Here is a 20,520-nt window from a genome sequence, read left to right on the forward strand (position 1 = left end):
TTATTTCAATTTTGATTCCATTTTTATATCAGGCTGAATCTTCAAAAGCATGTCTATAAACTCCTGCTTTTCCTTTGGAGACACAACAGCGATATCAAACGACCTTCCATAGGTGATTTCGAGCCTGTCTAATGATAATGCCGGTGCAGAGAGAGGTTTTTCGTCTGCCGGATTGTTAATGTCCATTATAGGCAGGGTATTGGAAAAGCGGCCATAGTGGATTGTAAGCTGATTGCCATCTATTCGATAGCCGGTAGTAAACCAGAGCTAAATAAGAAGGCCTGCCAATGGTACTGTGACAAACAGGGCTTCATAGTCTCTGCCGGCAGCAAACGGTGAAAGGCAGCAGAGAAGGACCCCTCCCCAAATGACAGGATAGACCCACCAGTCTTTTTTGGATATTCCCTCTCTTCCTCCTGTTTTCCTTTTACATAGCTTGCGCTAGAATAAATAGTTGAAACATTTTCCTTTTTCATACGTAATGACTACTAGAGGTGAACGAAATGTATTTGGAAATTGAAGAACCGAAACAGCGTATTTCCCATAAGGCTGTTCGGGTATGGCAGGTAACCAATACCATTGGGCATTCAGCTGCCGTTGGGATTTTATGTGTTTTGCTTTATCTGGATCATCTGTTTAACTGGCCGGGTTGGGCCGGCTATGTTTTATACGGGTTGATTGCCCTTATGGTTCTTTCAGCTGTGTACTCCATCGCCATTGAACCGAAATATCTGCAAAAAACATGGAGATATGAAATTGATGAGGAATTTATCCAATTAAAGCATGGCCGCTTTACCCAGACTCATGTGATGATTCCCATGGCAAAAGTGGAATATGTTTCAACAAGCCAGGGGCCGTTTTTAAAAAAGCATGGATTGTATAATGTCAACATCGGATCCGTTAACTCGAGCCATACCATCCCTTCAATCGGTAAAGAAGAAGCCATTTCTCTTAGAAATCAGATTGCCATATTCGCAAAAGTGGAAGAGGCTGAAGATAAAGGGGAGATGTCAGAATGACGGACGGGCAAAAAAGGTTCCATCCGGCTTGGCTGCTCGCGGAATTTGTATCGTTTTTTAAGAACACCTGGTTTATCATTGTGTTTCTTTATGTTGTGAAGGCGGACCAGCATACAGGCTGGATCATGTGGGGGAAATATCTTTTTGCTGCCGCTGCCGCCGGGACCCTTCTTTATACCGTCCTGAAGTGGCTGACCCATACATATGAAATGACGGATTCCTCCATTGTTCTCAGGGAAGGGGTATTTGTCAAAAGTCAGCGGAATGTTCCGTTTGATAGAATTCAAAATACCCATACAGCGGCAAACTTTTTGCACCGGATGCTTGGAATGACCTCGCTGACCCTTGAAACAGGAACAAACGAAGGAGAGTCCCCGGCAACATTTTCAATGATTACCCAGCAGGAATCCGCTGCTATTCTGGAACTGGTTCAGAATCAGAAACAGCATGGGGATCCGGAAAGAACCGCGGCTCCCGGCAAAAAGATTTACTTTCAATCGAGCCGGAAAGATAACATAAAAGCAGCATGTACCTCCCTGAGCTTTTTTGCCCTTTTTCCAATCCTGCTTGGACTGTACACACAGATAGATGATGTTTTCAGCCTGGATGAGTCGACCAGGCAGGCGGCCGGCTATTTTAAAAACCATCTCTGGCTGCTTGTGCCCTTGGTTATCGGAGCGCTTGTTTTATCCATCCTAGTCGGGTATGTACAAACTGCCATGAAATACGGAAAATATGAAATCGCAGCAGACGCTGACCGGATATACATCTCAAAGGGGATGCTGAGCTCCAGTGCTTTCTCCATCCAGAAAAACAGGGTACAGGCGATTATGATTCAGCAATCCCTTTTGAAAAGGGTATTTGGAATGGCTGAAATTAAGCTGATCAGCGCGGGAAGTACGGGCAGTGAGGAATTAGAGACCAATTCGCTTTATCCGTTTATGGCGAAGCGGGAAGCCTATGAATTATTGAAACAACTATTGCCAGCCTATCAAATTGAAGAAGAAATGAGCAGGCTCCCAAAAAAGGTGCTGCTGCTCCGGCTCATCCGGCCCTATTATGGAACGGCTGCAGTTGGAATCCTGCTCGCTATATTTAAGAATGAATGGCTATGGATCACAGGAGTGGTGTTCCTAATTGCGATTTTATCGAGGATATTGAATTATGCGTTTACAAGTTACTTGAGAAAGGGAACGTTCATCCAAATCCGTAAAGGGGGCTTTGTGAATGAGACGTTCCTGACAAGGCGCGAACGAATCCAGCAAATTGAAGTCTCCCATTCATGGCTGCAGCGGAAATTCAACACAGGCACACTTCAATTCACAAATCGCTCCAAGCCGGTTCAGGTGAGCACCCTGGAAGACTTGCCCCGGGAAGAGGTAAGTGAGTTTTATGGATGGTATAAAGAGAAATACATCGTACAGGACAGGTAATCAGAGATATAGCTGGAAGCCTCTGAATTTAACCGGAACACTTCAAATGCTGCTGAAATTTGTAAATCCGTTAACAGAAAAGTGAATACTCATTCATTCTTCTTCTGCCCTATGCTATATTCAAAGAAACAAGAAAGGGGCTGACGGAATGAGTATTAAAACGGGGGATCTATTTACATGGGAGCGCACATTTACAGAAGAAGAAACTCTGCTTTTCGCACAGCTTACAGGAGACATGGGCCGGCATCATATGGAAAAGGATGAGCAGGGCCGGCTGATGGTTCACGGGCTGATGACCGCAAGCATCGGGACGAAGATTGGCGGAGATCTTAATTATATTGCAAGGGAAATGGTAAGTGAATTTCTCCGTCCTGTTTTTACAGGGGATACGGTTACGTGCGAGGTCATGGTGACCGAAATTGAGCAGCGGGACGGCTTTAAAAAAGTTGCAATGAAGAGTGTATACCGGAATCAGCATGGAAAGGAAGTGCTGACTGGTTCGTCCTTTGGGATTATCAGGGATTAAAAAGAAGCCCCTGGCAAAAGCCTAACGGATTCGGTTATCGGGGGATAAAACATTAAATAGCAATTTAATTGGGGACTCAATTCACAGATAAATTGGTGTCCCTTTGTTTTTGTTATATCAACGTTTTAACTAATTTAACTAACTACTTCGCACAGAAATACGCACATCAATTGGAGACACCACATAAATTTATGTGGTGTTGTTAAATCCCATGCTAAAACTATTGCGATTTCGATATTTTAAGCAAACTTTATTTTTGGAGATGATAAGTAATTTTTTGCTGAAATAACTATATAGATGGATAGAAATTTTACTTATGAACACTAAGGAGAAATTGAATGGCATTAAAGTTATATAACAAAGAAATACATTTTAAACCTTACCTACTTTATGCTGGGTTTGGATTGGTTGCGGGCATTATAACTAGATTATCAGATTTTTCCTCTAACGATGACTTATGGAGTTTTAGTTCAATAGCAACATTATTTGGCTTTTGGATGTTAACCGTAACATTAGTTATATATTTCAGTTCTTCCAATATAAAAGCGGCGATTAATGTTTTATTGTACTTATTTGCTATGAATTTCAGTTTTTACTTATTAAAATATGTACTCGGCTTTTTTGTTCCAATGTTTGATAATGGCGGATTCCAATGGGGTCTTTTTATTCTCTATAATATTTTTGCCTTAGTATGCAGTGTGATTAGTTATGTACTTTACTTTTGGAACAAAGAAAACAAATTGAGTAATTTTTTGTATGCATTACCTGTAAGCGGATTAGCTGCTGAAACAATTGGTGTTAGTATCTATTTATATAAAAATCATACATTTTTGTTCCAAGTCATTTTTGATGCTATTAGTTTAATAATATTAGGCTATTGGTTCTATAAAAAAGCAAATAATAAATTGATTTATTCAGCAACCTTTGTCATTATCACTTTAATCGGTTATTTTCTGGTTTACCATCCTTTTCTCTAAAAAAATTCATTGTAAACATAGCATAAAATAGCAACTGAATGATTCAGTTGCTATTTTTGAGGTTACATTTAATTGTGAAATCGGTGATATTAATGGGTAAAAAACACTTGTAAATTGAAGTTATCTCCTCATCAAGCGAACCCGTTAGCAAAAGCCGGGGGCTTTTCTTATTTTTCATGAAATGCGGCTGCAATGTCCAGGCCTGTCATCGCGCCATTTGGCTGTTCGATTTGATAGACGATGTTTCCGTCCTGCCAGACAATCATATGGTTCCGGCCTTCAGGAGCGTTTGCATCCAGTGTGACTCTCCCTTTATCAGGCGGAGGGAGCATGGTGCTTTCAAGGTAGGAGACTACCTTTTTGCCAAGTTCAATATTTTGATTTCCTTTGGCACTCATGGCTTTTGAAGCAAACAGCCATCTGCCTTCATTCCAATTCAAAAAAACACTTCCAGCTCCGGCATCGGTATAGCCTTTAATGCCCGATCCAAGATTAACCGGCGGATTTCCGGTAGGATCAGCCTTTTGATAGCCTACCATATCAGCGGCCTCTTGTTCGGTTTTATATTCGGTTGCTTTCACAACCGCAATCTTGCTGTCATTCCCAAGGCCTTTAAGCTTGCTGCTGTTAATCGGAATCGGCTCTTTCGTTTCGTAGAAGGTGATCTCATAGGATTTGCTGTCTGATTTAGTCATAGAGGTTAAATGAAGATCATCTGCTACCGGGATGGTTTTCGGCAGTGTAAATGGCACACGCGACTTCAGCTGAGCCGCTGTTTCGCTTATGACTTGTTCGGGAGTCAGTTCATTGCTCCCGGGTGTTGTTCCGGGTGCCGGTTCTCCCTTGGCAACACCGCTTGAGGATTCCGGAACATCAGCGGCACCATTTGCAGATTCGGAAGCCTTTGCTGTGCTGTTTTGATCAGCCGGTTTTGACTGACTGTCACTCTGGCTGCAGCCGGCGGCGATAGACAGGATCAGAGCGGTACTCAAGATGTAAGGACTTTTCATTGGGTTCCCTCCTTCGCTGTTCCCTTAAACTATTCCCCCTTTTGGCACATGCAAACGGAAAAATTGGATTGAATTGTAAATCATTCTTCTGTCATAGAGTCTTGCACTATTTCCTAGGAAATTTTAGGAGAAAAGGAGGAGGTTTGACGAATCGTGCAGAAATGGAAATATAAGGGGAAGATACAAACAGGAGAACATGATATGAAATTGGAGATGAAGAACCTGTTATTCTTAATCATCCAGCTATTTGTTTCTTTCTTCATTCTCATGCTGATTAGTGCATTGCCTGCTTTATTCGATGGAATGGAGCTTAATATAAGGCAGTATGGAGAGTATCTTTTGCTGCTTGCTCAAAAACTGATTTCTACAACAAAGATACGTTTTGGGAGAAAGGACCGCTCTTTCCGCTCATATTTGAAAAAGCGGGTGACAGTTTTTATTTGCTGTTTCTTGCTCTTGGGTTCTCATTTGCTATAGCTTAAAGCCTTAAAAAAAATGGTCCAGTCTGTCAATTTGCACATATAATAAAAAAAAAATGAATTTTACTGTTGACGAATCATTGTAATAGGAATATAATAAATTACATCGTCATCAAGAGAAAAACTTCACATGCGGGTGTAGTTTAATGGTAAAACCTCAGCCTTCCAAGCTGATGTCGTGGGTTCGATTCCCATCACCCGCTCCATACATACGTTACTAACGCAGTGTTTCGTTCCGATCAGCGAAGCATTGCGTTTTTTACTGTCCAAAAAAGCCTGCCGGGAAATCTGCAGGCTATTATGCAATAATAAAATGTTTTTCCGTTCCTCCGTGAATTTGGACGAACATGGTGGTCAATGCTGATAACAGCTTCCCGGCTTCCGTTTCACTCATCGATGGGGTGAGATAGACAAGCTGAAGGGCATTGACCGTTTCTCTGGTGGCGGCTGTCCGTTTCGAATCAACATATGGACTGCCAAATGCCCCATTTCTGTCAGCGGACAGAATCTTCTTCTCCATGGAAACGTCACGGCCGTTAATGGCTTCGTATGAATCCTTGTCCGTTCCGACGCGGATTTCAATTTCCCCGCTTAGTCGGTCAAGGTCATAAATGCCGATGGGAATCTGATACTCCATGGAAAAGAAGTTATTGATGTCCGCAGCAGAATGAATGGTTTCTAAATACTGCTGTTTTTTAATCCGGCGGAAAATGGCTTCCTGAGAAGGGCGGTAACGGTTCGGATCGGTTCCTGCCTTCTTGAACAGGCTCCGCCATTCCTGAACTGCCGGTATATCTTTAATTTCAATTTCGTCAAAATCGAAGTATAAGGACTCTTGAAACAGCCTCATTCTTCCTTTCAGCATTTGGGGCGCGTCTCCTACTTCAATTCCCCGATAGACGGCTGCTCCGATCTTGAAACCGGGTTCCAGCTCTTTCAGTGTTTGATTAACTTTGATTTCCATTTTATCCGGCCTCCATGATTTGGTACTATTATCTTATCACAATGCATCGGGAAATCTGAAGAAAGGAGAATCACCTATGAATATTCAGTCACTGAAGGAAGAAGTCATCGCGTACAGCCAGTCCATCGGCATCGATAAAATTGGATTTGCCAGTGCTGATACGTTTGAAACGCTAAAAGGAAGACTGCTTATGCAGCAGGCCCTTGGGTATCAGTCCGGTTTTGAAGAGCCGGATATTGAAAAGAGAACGAAGCCGGAGCTGCTTGTTCCGAAAGCAAAATCCATCATAGCGATTGCCCTTGCCTATCCATCTAAAATGAAGGATGCGCCGAAGAGTACAAGAGAGGACCGCCGCGGCATTTTTTGCCGCGCTTCATGGGGAAAGGATTATCATGATGTTCTGCGCGAAAAGCTCGCAAAGCTTGAACAGTTTTTAATAGAAAAGTCACCGGACATCAGGGTGAAGTCCATGGTTGATACAGGGGAGCTGTCCGACCGGGCTGTCGCGGAACGTGCCGGCATCGGCTGGAGCGGAAAAAACTGTGCGATCATTACCCCGGAGTTCGGTTCCTACGTATATCTTGGCGAAATGGTCACCAATATCCCGTTTGAACCGGATCAGCCGATAGAAGACCAGTGCGGAACGTGCAACAAATGCGTCGATGTCTGTCCGACCGGTGCACTCGTTCAGGGCGGACAGCTTAATTCCCAGCGGTGCATCGCGTATTTGACGCAGACTAAAGGCTTTTTGCCGGAGGAATTCAGAACGAAAATCGGGAACCGGCTATATGGCTGTGATACGTGCCAGACCGTATGCCCGGAAAACAAGGGAAAGGATTTTCATTTTCATGAAGAAATGGAGCCCGACCCCGAGATTGCGAAGCCGAGTCTGAAGCCCCTACTGTCTATGTCCAACCGGGATTTCAAAGAAAGGTTTGGACATGTATCCGGGTCATGGAGAGGGAAGAAACCGATCCAGCGAAACGCGATTATTGCCCTTGCCCACTATAAGGATGAAACCGCCCTTCCTGATCTGTACAAGCTGATCAAAGAGGATCCGAGACCGGTCATCCGCGGAACGGCTGCCTGGGCGCTTGGGAAAATCGGAAAATCCGAATCCATTGATTTCTTAGAAGAAAGACTTGGACGCGAAGAGGATGAAGAGGTTTTGAAGGAAATGAAAGCAGGACTGAGCCAGCTCAAGAGATGAAAAAGACTGAACGCACCGGAACATGGTATCCGGTGCTTTTTTTGTTCGGGGAAGATACCATATGATGCATGCAAAATAAAAATTGATTTAGCACTTTTGCCGTTTCAAATGATTTACAATAGAAAATTTTATCTTCATCGGACGATGTGGCATCGCTTGAGAGCGCCGAGAGGGATGAAGGCTCCCGTGTTTACGGCGAGGGCGAGTCGGATAAGGTCTTTTATGAAGTCACGGATGAATTCATCAAGTATCATTCAGAGTCGCGGTGCGATCTTCGGATGCCGCTTTGAGCAGGGGGCGAAGGGGCGTACCAGATGACAATTCAAAATTAACGCCATCGGTGGTTTGTTAGCTGTTTGACAGCCATTCCAGAAAAATAAAGAGGTTTCGGCCTCTTTATTTGTGTTTTTCCCTAGAAGGAGTATTTGTTTTTTATGTAGGAGATGTGAACCCAGGGTACGATCCCAAACTTAAAAAGGAAGATTGATGGAGGGCAGCTTATCGTTTTTCAATTTCTTACATGCTTGTTTGACAGTTAACTATCAATCTACAAGTGTATTATTTCTCGTTACGATTAGGCACGTTCACATTCTACTTTAAAACTTGTATCTTTTCTGCTTTTGCTTTAACGGGATTTGGCATTTTCAATCCCCCAGAAGGAAGCCAAACTTTTACCTTCTGTCCCTTTTTTAAACCATTCGAATTGTATGTGAGCAAATAGTACACATAGTTGTGATGAACATTTTCATTAGACGCTTTCGCTTCCATAAGTTTTTCAAATTCTTCATAACTAATATCCTTTATTACTTCTACTTGGTCTTTATCCGTGTTCGATATATAGCCTGTAAACGTTGAACTGGATGAGCTGCAAGCTGAAAGCAATAGAATTATACAAACACAAACTATAAAATTCGAAAACCATTTCAATTCCGCCACCCCTTTCCAATATTACAAATATTATAATATATTTGAATAAATGATAGGCGCTGCATCAAAATGAAAAATGGATATGGCACTTTTCCCGTTTCATATGATTTACAATAGAAAAAAGAGAAACAAAGGGGATGGAACGATGAAGACGGCTGACGAGATGCTGAAAAGCAGGCTGGTTGAACTTTCTAAAAATCAGTTTAAACCAGGCCGTGAAGAGGATTGTTTTTTGCTCATTAAAGAGGTGTGCCGAAACCTTGGAAGCCCTGACGCAGTCTTAAGGGACGAGCTTGGCTACACCCTTCTCGCGGAATGGGTTTACAGACAGAAATTGTTGACCAATGATCAGCTGCACGAGCTTTATAAAATGATGATTTCAGAGGATATGTGGTTTTATAAAATTGGAGAAATCCAGACTGATAGTGTGCTCATGAGAAGCTTCACGAGCCTTGGTATGACTCTTCTACTCAAGACCGATCAGGATGATCCGTTCCTGACGAAAACAGATTGGCAAAAGGCTTTGATGAGCACGGTTCAATATTGTACGCTGGAAAAAGATCTTCGGGGCTATTCAGAAACGGCCGGCTGGATGCATGCTGCGGCCCACGTCGCTGATCTTCTCACGGCTTTTGCAGAACATCCTGATTTTTCAAGCATCCATACTAAAACCCTGTTAACCTGCATGGAACGAATCATGGAGAATGCAAAGACGGTCTTTAAAGATGAGGAAGATGAGCGGCTTGCAAGAAGCCTGAAAGCGCTCGTTCAGCACAGCCATCTTTCAGCGGATGAAATGCTTGATTGGTTTGCACGTATACCGCTGGAGGCGGAATCGTACATAAACGGATATCGGAAAAGAATCAATTGGAAGCATCTTTTCCGTGCGTCCCTGCTCCAGCTCCATAAAAAAGATCTGTTTTCACAGGAACGGCTCAGTTCCGAACTGACTCGAAGCCGGTTTAATAACCCCTATATTTGATGGGGAAGCAACTCTCCACATTTATTAGGACTTTTTCATCTGTGATAAATAGAAGGGGTTTTAAGGCTCTAATGCTTTTAGAATAAATAGATGGAAGCGGTCTCCTAACCGCAAGCTTGCAGCATACAAATACTAAAAAAAGAGAGGCGACAGACATGCTGACTTTGCCGAAAGAATTAGAGAAGTATCGAAATCAATTGGAAAAATACATGGTTCCTTTTGTAAGCATAACTGCCAAAAAAGGCAGGGCGGAGCTTTTTCAAAGTAAATTTGGAGGGTTTCCATATCTTCCAAAGAACGTTGAACACCCTAAAGATGAAAAGGGTTTGCCTATGAAGCTGCTGGCTCAGATCAACTTCAGCGAAGTTCCTCCACTGGAAGATTTCCCGGAGCGCGGTATCCTTCAAATCTTTCTCTCTGCGAGCGATGATGTATATGGTTTGGATTTTGATAACCCTGTGAGTCAAAAAAACTTCAGGATTCTCTATCATGAAGAGATCCTGGCGGCTGAACAGATTGTGACCGATTTTTCATATCACCATCATAGTGAAGATGAGGATTTCCCTCTAGAAGGGGAGGCAGTCCTTTCTTTTGAAAAGTCGGCTGAAACCATTTCCTCTTCCGATTTCCGCTTTGAACAAGTGGACGTTGATACAGATGAGGTGACAGAAGAAGGGACAGACATTGAGGAATTGATGTGGGAAGCATTATCAGGGCAGGGTCATAAACTAGGCGGCTACCCTTTCTTTACCCAGTATGATCCAAGGGATGGAGACAAAACGTTTAAGAATCATTTGATTACGCTGATTCAAATCGATACAGATGATCACATTGACTTGATGTGGGGAGATGCTGGCGTGGCCAATTTCTTCATCACAAAGGAAGATTTGCTGAACAAAAATTTTACGAATGTTCTTTATAACTGGGACTGTCATTAAATAGGTGGGAAGTAAACACCTTACATTAACGCGGAGGTAGACGATGAAACGAATAAAGGTTCTTCGGTATGATGCGTTCAGCAGCATACCGGGGAAAGGAAATCCGGCAGGAGTCATTTTGAACGGGGATCACTTGAATGAAGCGGACATGCTGGAGCTTGCAAAAATAGCCGGATTCAATGAAACGTCGTTCCCTGTCCGGTCCGGTATGGCTGATTTTAAAATGCGGTACTTTACTCCGGGCGGTGAAATGGATTTATGCGGTCACGGAACGATAGCCGCCATTTATGCATTAAAAGAAAACGGGCTGCTGGGTGAAAAAGAAGAGATCACGATTGAAACAAAGGCAGGAATGCTGCCAATCGGCCTTCAGCATAGCCCGCGCGGCTTATTCGTCACGATGAAACAGGCGGAACCAGTCTTTAAGCCTTTTACGGGGTCAAAGGCAGACTTAATGGCTTCTATTGGACTGTCGGAAGAAGATGTAGCGCCTGATTTGCCAATTGTATACGGAAGCACTGGAAATTGGACGCTGTTAGTCCCGATAAAAGAGCTGCGTGCTTTTGATCGAATGGTTCCTCATAATCAGCAGTTTCCTGATGTGCTGGAAGAGATTCCGCATGCATCGGTCCATCCATTCTGCCTGGAAACCTATGATCCAAATGCTGATATGCATGGCAGGCATTTCTCCTCGGCATTTTCCGGAACCATTGAGGATCCTGTGACAGGCACGGCCTCATGTGTCATGGGTGCATACTATGTGAAATACATAGCGGAGAATGCAGGAATGGAAACGAAGCTGATCGTCGAGCAGGGGAATGAGATTGGAAAAGAGGGGCAGGTTCATGTGAAAGTGACGAAAGACCACAATCGTCTCCATGTTGAAATGACAGGAAATGCCGTTTTTGTTGAGGGATTTGAGACGATTTTGTGAATGCAGAGGGGGACGATTAGTCCCCCTCTTGTTATTGCCCAATTCAAGAAGCGGAACGGCTAAATAGGACTGATAAAAGATTGATTGGCAACAAGAGAATGTAGCTTTTATATTTCTATTATCACCATAGGCCAGACAGCCCCCCAGTTCTTTTCGGTAACCCGGTCTCTATAAACACCTGTGTTCACAAAATATGGCGTCGGCTTCACCTGCATCTTCACCAGATCTTCAATGCCGTGCGGAGCAGCTAATACAGCGCGACCGTCATGGTTCAGCGTAACGCCAATGGCGGTTGCTGTTTCAGGGAATTTGGACATCGCGTCGATCGAATCTGTGTAAGGGTTCATCTTGTTTTTACGGTGCATCCTTGCCTGGTTTTTAACCGACCATGGAATACCTGGTGATAAGGAGAACAGCCTTCGTTCAAGCTCTTTTTCAGCCGCTTCCTCCTGGCAGGAGGGGTCATAATAGATAACATCAACATCGGGGAGCGCGGTTTTTTTTCTGTACCCATGTAGGACATCCCAGACTTTAGAACGGACAAAGCCTGCACAGATCCACCAGTCAGACAGCCTCAGCTGTTTAACGGTTTGAAGGGTATGCATCATCCACACGTCTTCTTCTATAAGCGCGATGATTTCTTTTTCATTCATTCCTTTAGATTCCTTTTCATCAAAGCTGCAATTTTCTGTTCGTTTTCTCCCGGAAGACGTTCAAGCGCTTGAATAACCCGTGCCTGCCGTTCGGGTGGATGATTCTGACTCAGCTTTGCTTTGCCTTCCATTTTCGTGATCCGAATTTTAAATGCAGCAATTCCCTTGCTCAAGTTTTCGATATAATCACGGCCAGCATCCTGCAGATGATAGGAGCTGTCCTCCGGTTCATGCTGGCGGACGAGCATGGACAGCACTTCCAGTATATTTTCCTGGTTTTCGATGAGCTCCAGTTCCCCGCTGACATGGACCGATGTATAATTCCAGGTCGGAACCGCTTGTTTCGTATTGTACCAAGCTGGAGATATGTAGCAGTGAGGCCCTTGAAAAATGATGAGCACCTGCTGGTTTTCAGCATCCTTCCACTGCGGATTCGTTCGGGCAAAATGTCCGTAGATGACTCTTTCCGTCTCATCGACGATCAGAGGCAGCTGGCTTGCGAACGGCGCGCCATGATGATGAGTAAAAACGGTTGCAAAGCTGTTTTCTTTCATCAATTGGTACATCGCTTCTTCGTCATTCATTTCAAAGGGTTGAGGAACATACATAGCTGTGCCTCCTTTTTCTTTAATTTTACCAATGAAGAAGCGCAGGAAATAGGGCCAGTTTTTCTATTCAGGAGGGTGCCATATAAGAAAAAACGGCTACTCCCCGTTTTTCTCTCATATTCTAATAGCAGAAGAACGGGAAGCGGGTGGCTAATGTGAATGAATTGCTTCGAACAGCGGCAGAAAGCCGGCTTGATTATGTAGTGAACGGAAAGGCGAGGAATCTGCCTTTTATGTCGGATGCGGAAAAGCTGTCCCTGGAAAGAAAAGCAGAAGAACTGATTGAGAGGAAGACAACGGCTGTTAAAGGCTCCTCTAAAATCAAAGTCACCGGAATTCAGGATTACCCCGATTTCCGGGAAGTGCAATACCTTCTTCATGAAAAATGGCTGATACAAAATGATGACAGTTTTTATCTGGAGGAAAAAATCGCCCGCCGTTTTGCAGCCGTGACCGATTCGGAAGTGCTGGAGGATTGGGCGGAAAGCAGGCCGGCTGAAGAGGAGATGTTCATTCCGCCTGACTATGAAGACAATCTGGATCGAAAAGGATTCTATTATGACCGCATGGCCGCTGTCCAGTATGCAGAGCGCTGGTGGAACAGCCATAACAGCCAGTATAAAAATTTTGAGGTGAATTGCACCAATTTCGTATCGCAGTGCCTTCGCAGCGGGGGAGCGCAGATGAGGGGATATCCCGGCAAAGGGACCGGCTGGTGGATGCAGAATAATACGTGGAGCTACAGCTGGGCTGTTGCCCATTCGATGAACTTATTCCTGCCGCGCTCCAAAGCGGGGCTGCGGGCGGTGAAAGTGAACTCTGCTGAGGAGCTTCGGCCCGGAGATGTCATTTGCTATGACTTTCAAGGGGATGGGCGGTTTGACCATACGACATTCGTCGTGGCGAAAGACAAAAACAGTATGCCGCTTGTGAACGCGCATACGTCCAACAGCCGGATGCGCTATTGGTCTTATAAGGATTCGACTGCCTATACACCGAACATCCGCTATTCGTTTTACCGGATTCAGGATGATTCTGAGAAAAGCTAAAGCATGGTATAATAGCGGAGATCGAATTTTTAGCAGAGGTGACCATTTTGGGATTACACGTAGTATTGTACCAGCCTGAGATTCCTGCCAATACAGGAAACATTGCCCGTACATGTGCAGCAACGAACACCGTTCTTCATTTAATCCGCCCGCTCGGATTTTCAACGGACGATAAAATGCTGAAGCGGGCAGGCCTCGATTACTGGCAGCATGTTGATATCCGCTATCACGATTCGCTTGATGAGCTCTTTTCTGAATATAAGGACGGAGAATTCTTCTACTTAACAAAGCACGGCAAGCAGCCGCATACGGTGTTTGATTACTCCGATCAGGAGAAGGATTTCTTCTTTGTTTTCGGAAAAGAGACGACGGGTCTGCCGCGTGATTTAATTGATGCGAACATGGAGCGCTGTCTGAGACTTCCCATGACGGAGCATGTCCGTTCGCTGAACCTGTCCAACACAGCGGCCATCCTTGTATATGAGGCATTAAGACAGCAGGATTATTTGGATTTAACGTAAAAAACGGCCTTCCTGCGAAGGCCGTTTTGTTGTTCCTGTTTAGGAAAATGACTCAATGTGGATCAGCATGACCAGGTGGATCTCGATCCAGCTCCAGCGCCCAGCCCATCAGTCCCTCATCCTGCGGAAGCCCGCAGGAAGCGGGGCAGCTGTGCGTTGCGACAGGACTCGCGCACTTAGCAGAACTTCATTTCTTCAAGGCGCCTGCGCTTTTGTTCCTTACTTGCGGATCTTCGGTTTGTCGTTATACCCTGCGGTAAAAATTGAAACGAGGAATGTAATGCAGACTCCAAGCAGCAATACGGTCTTCATAAAAAAGCCTCCTCAGCAAATTAGTCCAAGCGTATGTCTCTCATTATACGGTAATATGTAAGCGCTGTGAATTGTATTCGTTCTCTTTTTCTTCCATTTCTAAATTTTCAGTCATAATGATTGCTTGGCAAACAATCTGAAAAACGAGAATGATAAGCCCCCTTCCTTCATAAAGTGTAATAATCTCTTGTGATGCACAAAGATGAAGGAGGTCCTTATGGATATCTTAAAGAAGATTGAACGGTACAGAGAAGATGAAGAGCGCTTGAAATGGGAAGGAACCTTCGTGGAATATTTGGAAATATTGAAAACCCGTCCGCACGTGGCACAATCGGCTCATTCACGGGTTTATAATATGATCAAAGACTTTGGGATTGAAGAAGTGAATGGGGTAAAGAAGTACAAATTTTTTGATCAGCAGCTCTTTGGTCTCGAAGAAGCGCTGGAGAGACTGGTAGAAGAATATTTTCATCCTGCGGCGAAGCGGCTTGATGTCCGGAAGCGGATTTTGCTTCTCATGGGGCCTGTAAGCGGAGGAAAATCAACGCTTGTTACGATGCTGAAAAGAGGACTGGAAAAGTACTCGCAAACCGATAATGGATCCGTTTTTGCCATTAAAGGCTGCCCGATGCATGAGGATGCCCTTCATCTGATTCCGCATCACCTGCGGCAGGACTTTTACGAGGAATACGGTATTCGGATTGAAGGGAACCTGTCCCCGCTCAATATGATGAGACTGCAGGAAGAGTATGGCGGAAGAATTGAAGATGTGATCGTGGAACGCGTCTTTTTCTCCGAAGATAAGCGGGTCGGAATCGGAACGTTCAGTCCATCGGATCCTAAATCGCAGGATATCGCCGACTTAACCGGAAGCATCGATTTTTCAACCATTGCCGAATACGGCTCAGAGTCCGATCCGCGCGCCTATCGGTTCGACGGGGAGCTGAATAAAGCGAACCGCGGGATGATGGAGTTCCAGGAGATGCTGAAGTGTGACGAGAAATTTTTATGGCACTTGCTTTCTTTAACACAGGAAGGGAATTTTAAAGCAGGCCGGTTTGCCTTAATTTCGGCCGATGAACTTATTGTCGCCCACACAAATGAAACCGAGTACCGCTCCTTCATCTCCAATAAGAAAAACGAGGCGCTTCACTCAAGGATTATTGTTATCCCGATTCCATATAATCTGAGGGCGACAGAGGAAGAGCGCATCTACGATAAAATGATCAGCGAAAGTGATGTTAACGATGTCCATATCGCCCCTCATACACTGAAGGTAGCGGCCATGTTCTCAATTTTGACGAGATTGAAAGAAGCGAAGCGCGGGGATATCGACCTCGTCAAAAAGATGAGGCTGTATGATGGCGAAAGTGTAGAGGGCTATAATTCAGTCGATTTAGAGGAATTAAAGAAAGAATACCAGGATGAGGGCATGAGCGGGATTGATCCGCGCTACGTCATCAACCGGATCTCCTCCACCATTATCCGTAAAGAAAACCCGTCCATCAATGCACTGGATGTCCTTCGTTCTCTGAAAGAAGGTCTGGATCAGCATCCGTCCATCTCGCAGGAAGACCGCGAGCGCTACTTGAACTTCATTTCTGTCGCCCGGAAAGAGTACGACGATATTGCGAAAAAAGAAGTTCAAAAAGCCTTCGTATACTCGTATGAGGAATCAGCCAAAACGCTTATGGACAATTACCTCGATAACGTGGAAGCCTACTGCAACAAAAACAAGCTGCGTGATCCGCTGACAGGAGAAGAGATGAATCCGGACGAAAAGCTCATGCGTTCCATTGAAGAGCAAATCGGCATTTCCGAGAATGCGAAAAAAGCGTTCCGCGAAGAAATCCTGATCCGCATCTCCGCCTATGCGCGCAAAGGGAAACGCTTTGATTACAATTCACACGAACGTCTGCGTGAAGCGATCCAGAAAAAACTGTTCGCCGATCTGAAGGATGTTGTCAAAATTACGACCTCGACTAAAACACCGGATGAGCTGCAGCTGAAAAAGGTAAATGAAGTGGTTGCGAGACTCATTGATGAACATGGCTATAATTCTACCTCTGCCAATGAATTGCTGCGGTATGTGGGAAGTTTGCTGAACCGATAGGAAGGAAGCCGGGGATCCCCCGGCTTTTTGTGTTGGGGGTAATGCAATGGGGAAAGGTTTTTATGTTTAGTAAGGTTTGCAGTAGTTTATCAAGGTTTGCACTGACCCTCACTCTGCTAAAGGACTAAAGCTCCGTCCCCTTATTCCGGCATCGCTGTAGCGGCAGTGGGGGATGTGAGCTTTGCTCTGTCCCCTAATGTGGTAAAGCAATGGGGGTCAGTGCATTGCTCTGACCCCCGTTTCACTGCAGAACTAAAGCTCCGTCCCCTTTATCAAAAAAGCCGCTAAGCAGTTTGGTTCGCAGCATTTCTGCTTTGTCCCCCAATGCGGTAATACGGCGGGGGTCAGTGCACAGTGCACAGTGCACAGTGCAACGCCGAAAACCAGCGCAGACCTGTACTCCCCCAAACCACCCCATAATGCGTGTTTCACTCCCTTCCCAACCGGGTATTTATCTTATATAACCTCCTAAGGAGTGATACACATGGATCAGAAGAATCCGAAAAGATCAAAAGAGAGTTCAAGTATTCGAGATATGGATGATTTGGTGGAACAATCGAAAATTATGGAACATATGAAGACAAATCAGGAAGTGAAGAAATCTGGGAAAACCCCTGACCCTGATCAGCATAAAGTAAACGGGAATAAGTAAGAGTGAACCCTTGCCGGCGGGCAGGGGTTTTATTTTTATGTATAAAATCTAACTGTTTCCTTGCCTTGTAGCCTTGTCTATCTTTTTCAGCAGAGAGCGCCCAATTTTCATAATTGTTTGTCAATAATCCTCATCCCCCGCATAGGATAGAGTAATCTCAAAAAATCAGCCAACGGATAGAATTACATTCACCGACATCATATGCAATGGGCTCTAAACTGGTGAATGCCGCAAGAAAATTTTTTCAAAAAAGTTTGGAGGGGAAGGGGAATATGTCAAAAGGAGACGCAAGCAACTTCGTCATTTCGAATGAAGATTGGTCCCTCCACCGCAAAGGCTACGATGACCAGCTAAGGCATCAGGAGAAGGTACAGGAAGCGATTAAAAACAACCTGCCTGACTTGATTACTGAGGAAAGCATCATTATGTCCAATGGAAAAAACGTAGTGAAGATCCCGATCCGGTCACTTGATGAATATAAAATCCGCTATAATTATGATAAAAATAAACATGTCGGCCAGGGTGACGGAGACAGCCAGGTGGGAGATGTAGTCGCGCGGGACGGCTCACAGCAGGGCCAGGGACCAGGGAAAGGCCAGGGAGCCGGAGACCAGGCCGGTGAAGATTATTATGAAGCAGAGGTTTCCATGATGGAGCTTCAGGAGGCTCTGTTTAAAGAACTGGAGCTGCCGAATCTGAAGCGCAAGGAAATGGCTGAAAACGTGGTGGAAAACATTGAGTTCAACGATATCCGCAAAACAGGCTTAATGGGGAATATCGACAAGAAGCGAACGATGATGTCTGCTTACAAACGGAATGCGATGAAAGGGAAGGCACAATTTTATCCGATTTATCCGGAGGATTTAAAGTTTAAGACGTGGAATGAAGTGATTAAGCCTGAGTCCAAGGCCGTTGTCATCGCGATGATGGATACAAGCGGAAGTATGGGACTTTGGGAAAAGTACATGGCCAGAAGCTTTTTCTTCTGGATGACGCGTTTTCTGAGGACGAAATATGAGCATGTAGAAATTGAATTTATTGCGCATCATACCGAAGCAAAGGTCGTTTCCGAGGAAGACTTTTTTAATAAAGGTGAAAGCGGAGGAACGATTTGTTCATCTGTCTACAGGAAAGCACTTGAGATCATTGGAGAAAAGTATCAGCCTTCCCGCTATAATATTTATCCTTTTCATTTTTCAGACGGGGACAATTTAACGTCCGATAATGCACGGTGCGTGAAGCTTGTCAGTGAATTGATGAAGGTATCCAATATGTTTGGGTACGGGGAAGTCAATCAGTACAACCGCCACTCAACCCTCATGTCCGCCTATAAAAACATCAGCAATGAAAACTTCCGCTATTATATCCTCAAGCAAAAGGCCGATGTGTTCCATGCGATGAAGAGCTTTTTCCGGAAAGAAGCAGCTGAAATGAGCAGCTGATCAGGAGTCCTGCGTGCAGAGCGCAGGATTTTTTTTGATAAATGATTTGGTAAATAGGGAGGGAGAAGAAATGGACCGGAAAAAAGAGCTGAAACAGGCATATAAAGAAGCAAAAATTGAGGCAGGCGTCTACCAGATTAAAAACAGGGTGAATGGGAAAATATTTGTCGCAAGCACCAGGAATCTGAAAACGCTGAACGGGAAACAATTCGAGCTCGAGAACGGCACAAGCACAAATCGAATTCTGCAAAAGGAATGGAATGAATTCGGCAAGGAAGCATTTGACTTCGAGGTGCTGGAAGTATTGATAAAGAAAGAGGAAGGATATTTTAACGAAAAGGATGCGCTGGCGAAGCTTGAAGAAAAGTGGATGAACGAGCTGCAGCCTTATGGTGATCGCGGATATAACCGAATGAAAAAGTAAAGGATGAAAGCTGCCATTGCACGTGCAAGGCAGCTTTTTATTTTTAGCTCTGTTAAACTGGGCTGTTGCTTTCCGTTGCAGGTGCTCGCTTCCCGCAGGAGTCTCGCGCCTTCCGATTCAAACAACTGGTGTTAAAAATCAACATCAGGCTTTAACAGAGCCTTATTTTTTGTGAAAACCGTTGTAAAAACGCTTACATTCTTTTATACTATCAATAAACCGATTTACTAAACCGATTTATCTCGTTTAGAGGAGTGGAGAAAATGCTGGATACGGTAACGTTCGGAGAAGCGATGACCATGTTCATAGCCAATGAGGCAGGGCCTCTTTCTCAAGCAGAGCATTTTACAAAATCGCTTGCCGGCGCTGAAACAAACACAGCAATCGGGTTTGCCAGACTCGGTTTGAAAAGCGGCTGGGCAAGCAAGGTCGGCAAGGATGCCTTTGGCCAATTCATTCTGGACCGCCTCGGACAGGAAGGCGTGAACGTGGACTGTGTCATCACAGATGACCGGTTCCCTACCGGATTTCAGATTAAATCAAAGGTATTAATGGGAGACCCGGAAGTCCAGTATTTCCGGAGGGGGTCCGCTGCAAGCACAATGGCTCCGGATGATGCGGACAGCCGCTACTTTTTGTCCGCAAAGCACCTTCATATAACGGGGATTCCGCTTACGCTTTCCGAAAGCACAAGGGCTTTTTCCCATCATATTTTAGCTCTTATGAAGGAGGCGGGCAGGACGGTTTCATTCGATCCGAATTTGAGGCCTGTGCTGTGGAGCTCACAGGAAGAAATGGTTCGTGAGATAAATAAAGCCGCGTTTCAGGCAGATTATGTTCTTCCGGGAGTGGAAGAAGGCTTGATTCTGACGGGATCGGATCACCCTGAGGCCATTGCGGATTTTTACCTGGAGCAAGGGGTAAGGGCTGTTGCTGTAAAGCTTGGTGCTGAGGGGGCTTTTTTCAAATCAGCGGATGGAAAAGGAACAGCCGCCGGATTTAAGGTGGAAAAAGTCCTGGATACAGTCGGGGCAGGAGACGGCTTTGCGGTTGGCTTTGTCAGCGGAATGCTTGAAGGTCTTCCGATCCGTGATGCTGTTCAGAGAGGGAATGCAATCGGAGCATTAGCCGTTCAATCGATTGGGGACAGCGACGGCTACCCGGTGAGGGAAAAACTTGAGAACTTTTTGAAGGAACAGACAAAGGGGGCAGATCAAAAATGAAAGGGACACTGGCTAAACAGCGATGGACGGGACAACGGGAGGATTTGGTGCTTTGTATTTATTCAAAGTCATCACAATCAACAGCAGCTGCAAAACGGCAGCCATCGGGAGTAAAAAGTGCGTA

22 protein-coding genes and 1 tRNA gene are annotated in these 20,520 nt (G+C 44.8%); 17 read left to right on the plus strand and 6 right to left on the minus strand.

Going from position 1 to position 20,520, the window contains the following annotated elements; translation table 11 throughout:
• Positions 1–243 carry a PH domain-containing protein gene (locus CEF21_RS21860; protein WP_123920001.1) on the minus strand — a complete coding sequence of 81 codons (243 nt, stop codon included), beginning with the start codon at positions 241–243 and terminating at the stop codon, positions 1–3.
• Positions 244–503: 260 nt separating this feature from the next.
• On the opposite strand from CEF21_RS21860, the gene CEF21_RS06260 reads away from it, so the two are divergent.
• From CEF21_RS06260 to CEF21_RS06275, 4 genes are all read left to right on the plus strand, one after another.
• Positions 504–1,019, plus strand: coding sequence for a PH domain-containing protein (locus CEF21_RS06260; protein WP_123914246.1), 516 nt, complete (start codon positions 504–506; stop codon positions 1,017–1,019).
• Positions 1,016–2,452: a PH domain-containing protein gene (locus CEF21_RS06265; RefSeq protein WP_123914248.1), complete on the plus strand. Its 1,437-nt coding sequence runs from the start codon at positions 1,016–1,018 to the stop codon at positions 2,450–2,452. Before CEF21_RS06260 ends, CEF21_RS06265 begins: the two co-directional genes overlap by 4 nt.
• Positions 2,453–2,600: 148 nt before the next feature.
• Positions 2,601–2,978, plus strand: a complete 378-nt coding sequence (locus CEF21_RS06270; protein WP_123914250.1) for a MaoC/PaaZ C-terminal domain-containing protein — start codon at positions 2,601–2,603, stop codon at positions 2,976–2,978.
• 338 nt (positions 2,979–3,316) lie between these two features.
• A complete protein-coding gene (locus tag CEF21_RS06275) occupies positions 3,317–3,955 on the plus strand; it encodes a hypothetical protein (RefSeq protein WP_123914252.1) in 639 nt (212 codons plus the stop codon).
• A gap of 167 nt (positions 3,956–4,122) precedes the next feature.
• Here the strand turns inward: CEF21_RS06275 and CEF21_RS06280 are convergent, their stop codons facing one another.
• The gene (locus CEF21_RS06280; RefSeq protein WP_123914254.1) at positions 4,123–4,965 is read right to left on the minus strand and encodes a hypothetical protein; all 843 of its coding nucleotides are present in this window, start codon (positions 4,963–4,965) and stop codon (positions 4,123–4,125) included.
• A gap of 201 nt (positions 4,966–5,166) precedes the next feature.
• On the opposite strand from CEF21_RS06280, the gene CEF21_RS06285 reads away from it, so the two are divergent.
• Together CEF21_RS06285 and CEF21_RS06290 are read left to right on the plus strand one after the other, a co-directional pair.
• Positions 5,167–5,442 (plus strand): hypothetical protein, encoded by a 276-nt coding sequence (locus CEF21_RS06285; RefSeq protein ID WP_123914256.1) that lies wholly within the window; start codon positions 5,167–5,169, stop codon positions 5,440–5,442.
• Between the two features lie 134 nt (positions 5,443–5,576).
• Positions 5,577–5,650 (plus strand) — tRNA-Gly (locus CEF21_RS06290).
• 92 nt (positions 5,651–5,742) lie between these two features.
• Here the strand turns inward: CEF21_RS06290 and CEF21_RS06295 are convergent.
• Positions 5,743–6,408: a B3/B4 domain-containing protein gene (locus CEF21_RS06295; protein ID WP_123914258.1), complete on the minus strand. Its 666-nt coding sequence runs from the start codon at positions 6,406–6,408 to the stop codon at positions 5,743–5,745.
• Between the two features lie 76 nt (positions 6,409–6,484).
• Here CEF21_RS06295 and queG point away from each other — a divergent pair, with 76 nt between their 5' ends.
• Complete coding sequence (gene queG, locus CEF21_RS06300; RefSeq protein ID WP_123914260.1) at positions 6,485–7,618, plus strand: tRNA epoxyqueuosine(34) reductase QueG; 1,134 nt, start codon at positions 6,485–6,487, stop codon at positions 7,616–7,618.
• Between the two features lie 591 nt (positions 7,619–8,209).
• Here the strand turns inward: queG and CEF21_RS06305 are convergent.
• Positions 8,210–8,545: a DUF3221 domain-containing protein gene (locus CEF21_RS06305; protein WP_164462095.1), complete on the minus strand. Its 336-nt coding sequence runs from the start codon at positions 8,543–8,545 to the stop codon at positions 8,210–8,212.
• A 145-nt stretch (positions 8,546–8,690) separates the two neighbouring features.
• Between CEF21_RS06305 and CEF21_RS06310 the strand changes: the two genes are divergently transcribed.
• From CEF21_RS06310 to CEF21_RS06320, 3 genes are all read left to right on the plus strand, one after another.
• The gene (locus tag CEF21_RS06310; RefSeq protein WP_164462096.1) at positions 8,691–9,527 is read left to right on the plus strand and encodes a DUF2785 domain-containing protein; all 837 of its coding nucleotides are present in this window, start codon (positions 8,691–8,693) and stop codon (positions 9,525–9,527) included.
• Between the two features lie 155 nt (positions 9,528–9,682).
• Positions 9,683–10,465 (plus strand): YwqG family protein, encoded by a 783-nt coding sequence (locus CEF21_RS06315; protein ID WP_123914266.1) that lies wholly within the window; start codon positions 9,683–9,685, stop codon positions 10,463–10,465.
• A 43-nt stretch (positions 10,466–10,508) separates the two neighbouring features.
• The gene (locus CEF21_RS06320; RefSeq protein ID WP_123914268.1) at positions 10,509–11,399 is read left to right on the plus strand and encodes a PhzF family phenazine biosynthesis isomerase; all 891 of its coding nucleotides are present in this window, start codon (positions 10,509–10,511) and stop codon (positions 11,397–11,399) included.
• A gap of 107 nt (positions 11,400–11,506) precedes the next feature.
• Here CEF21_RS06320 and CEF21_RS06325 read toward each other — a convergent pair whose 3' ends face one another.
• Complete coding sequence (locus tag CEF21_RS06325; protein ID WP_123914270.1) at positions 11,507–12,052, minus strand: nucleotidyltransferase family protein; 546 nt, start codon at positions 12,050–12,052, stop codon at positions 11,507–11,509.
• The gene (locus CEF21_RS06330) at positions 12,049–12,660 is read right to left on the minus strand and encodes an FMN-binding negative transcriptional regulator (RefSeq protein ID WP_123914272.1); all 612 of its coding nucleotides are present in this window, start codon (positions 12,658–12,660) and stop codon (positions 12,049–12,051) included. Before CEF21_RS06330 ends, CEF21_RS06325 begins: the two co-directional genes overlap by 4 nt.
• A gap of 155 nt (positions 12,661–12,815) precedes the next feature.
• On the opposite strand from CEF21_RS06330, the gene CEF21_RS06335 reads away from it, so the two are divergent.
• The 7 genes from CEF21_RS06335 (at position 12,816) to CEF21_RS06360 (ending at position 20,396) form a co-directional block, all read left to right on the plus strand.
• Positions 12,816–13,709: an amidase domain-containing protein gene (locus CEF21_RS06335; protein WP_241156775.1), complete on the plus strand. Its 894-nt coding sequence runs from the start codon at positions 12,816–12,818 to the stop codon at positions 13,707–13,709.
• A gap of 38 nt (positions 13,710–13,747) precedes the next feature.
• Entirely contained in the window at positions 13,748–14,230 is a 483-nt protein-coding gene (trmL, locus tag CEF21_RS06340; RefSeq protein ID WP_123914274.1) for a tRNA (uridine(34)/cytosine(34)/5-carboxymethylaminomethyluridine(34)-2'-O)-methyltransferase TrmL, read from the plus strand.
• 529 nt (positions 14,231–14,759) lie between these two features.
• Positions 14,760–16,655 (plus strand): PrkA family serine protein kinase, encoded by a 1,896-nt coding sequence (locus CEF21_RS06345; RefSeq protein WP_123914276.1) that lies wholly within the window; start codon positions 14,760–14,762, stop codon positions 16,653–16,655.
• 484 nt (positions 16,656–17,139) lie between these two features.
• A complete protein-coding gene (locus CEF21_RS21195; protein ID WP_164462097.1) occupies positions 17,140–17,307 on the plus strand; it encodes a hypothetical protein in 168 nt (55 codons plus the stop codon).
• 272 nt (positions 17,308–17,579) lie between these two features.
• Positions 17,580–18,749 carry a sporulation protein YhbH gene (yhbH, locus tag CEF21_RS06350; protein WP_123914278.1) on the plus strand — a complete coding sequence of 390 codons (1,170 nt, stop codon included), beginning with the start codon at positions 17,580–17,582 and terminating at the stop codon, positions 18,747–18,749.
• A 70-nt stretch (positions 18,750–18,819) separates the two neighbouring features.
• Positions 18,820–19,173 (plus strand): GIY-YIG nuclease family protein, encoded by a 354-nt coding sequence (locus CEF21_RS06355; protein ID WP_123914280.1) that lies wholly within the window; start codon positions 18,820–18,822, stop codon positions 19,171–19,173.
• A gap of 263 nt (positions 19,174–19,436) precedes the next feature.
• On the plus strand, positions 19,437–20,396 hold the full coding sequence (locus CEF21_RS06360; RefSeq protein WP_164462098.1) for a sugar kinase: 960 nt from the start codon (positions 19,437–19,439) through the stop codon (positions 20,394–20,396).
• Positions 20,397–20,520: the final 124 nt, after the last annotated feature.

This window comes from Bacillus sp. FJAT-42376 (assembly GCF_003816055.1).
Classification (GTDB): Bacteria; Bacillota; Bacilli; order Bacillales; family Bacillaceae; genus Metabacillus_B.

Bases quoted from the DNA above. Each gene is read 5' to 3' on its own strand.
- CEF21_RS06295 (WP_123914258.1), bottom strand. From the start codon at position 6,408: ATGGAAATCAAAGTTAATCAAACACTGAAAGAGCTGGAACCCGGTTTC.
- CEF21_RS06320 (WP_123914268.1), top strand. From the start codon at position 10,509: ATGAAACGAATAAAGGTTCTTCGGTATGATGCGTTCAGCAGCATACCG.
- CEF21_RS06260 (WP_123914246.1), top strand. From the start codon at position 504: ATGTATTTGGAAATTGAAGAACCGAAACAGCGTATTTCCCATAAGGCT.
- CEF21_RS06355 (WP_123914280.1), top strand. From the start codon at position 18,820: ATGGACCGGAAAAAAGAGCTGAAACAGGCATATAAAGAAGCAAAAATT.
- CEF21_RS06310 (WP_164462096.1), top strand. From the start codon at position 8,691: ATGAAGACGGCTGACGAGATGCTGAAAAGCAGGCTGGTTGAACTTTCT.
- CEF21_RS21195 (WP_164462097.1), top strand. From the start codon at position 17,140: ATGGATCAGAAGAATCCGAAAAGATCAAAAGAGAGTTCAAGTATTCGA.
- CEF21_RS06285 (WP_123914256.1), top strand. From the start codon at position 5,167: ATGAAATTGGAGATGAAGAACCTGTTATTCTTAATCATCCAGCTATTT.
- CEF21_RS06360 (WP_164462098.1), top strand. From the start codon at position 19,437: ATGCTGGATACGGTAACGTTCGGAGAAGCGATGACCATGTTCATAGCC.
- CEF21_RS06280 (WP_123914254.1), bottom strand. From the start codon at position 4,965: ATGAAAAGTCCTTACATCTTGAGTACCGCTCTGATCCTGTCTATCGCC.
- CEF21_RS06325 (WP_123914270.1), bottom strand. From the start codon at position 12,052: ATGAATGAAAAAGAAATCATCGCGCTTATAGAAGAAGACGTGTGGATG.
- CEF21_RS06275 (WP_123914252.1), top strand. From the start codon at position 3,317: ATGGCATTAAAGTTATATAACAAAGAAATACATTTTAAACCTTACCTA.
- queG (WP_123914260.1), top strand. From the start codon at position 6,485: ATGAATATTCAGTCACTGAAGGAAGAAGTCATCGCGTACAGCCAGTCC.
- yhbH (WP_123914278.1), top strand. From the start codon at position 17,580: ATGTCAAAAGGAGACGCAAGCAACTTCGTCATTTCGAATGAAGATTGG.
- CEF21_RS06330 (WP_123914272.1), bottom strand. From the start codon at position 12,660: ATGTATGTTCCTCAACCCTTTGAAATGAATGACGAAGAAGCGATGTAC.
- CEF21_RS06265 (WP_123914248.1), top strand. From the start codon at position 1,016: ATGACGGACGGGCAAAAAAGGTTCCATCCGGCTTGGCTGCTCGCGGAA.
- CEF21_RS06270 (WP_123914250.1), top strand. From the start codon at position 2,601: ATGAGTATTAAAACGGGGGATCTATTTACATGGGAGCGCACATTTACA.
- CEF21_RS06345 (WP_123914276.1), top strand. From the start codon at position 14,760: ATGGATATCTTAAAGAAGATTGAACGGTACAGAGAAGATGAAGAGCGC.
- CEF21_RS06315 (WP_123914266.1), top strand. From the start codon at position 9,683: ATGCTGACTTTGCCGAAAGAATTAGAGAAGTATCGAAATCAATTGGAA.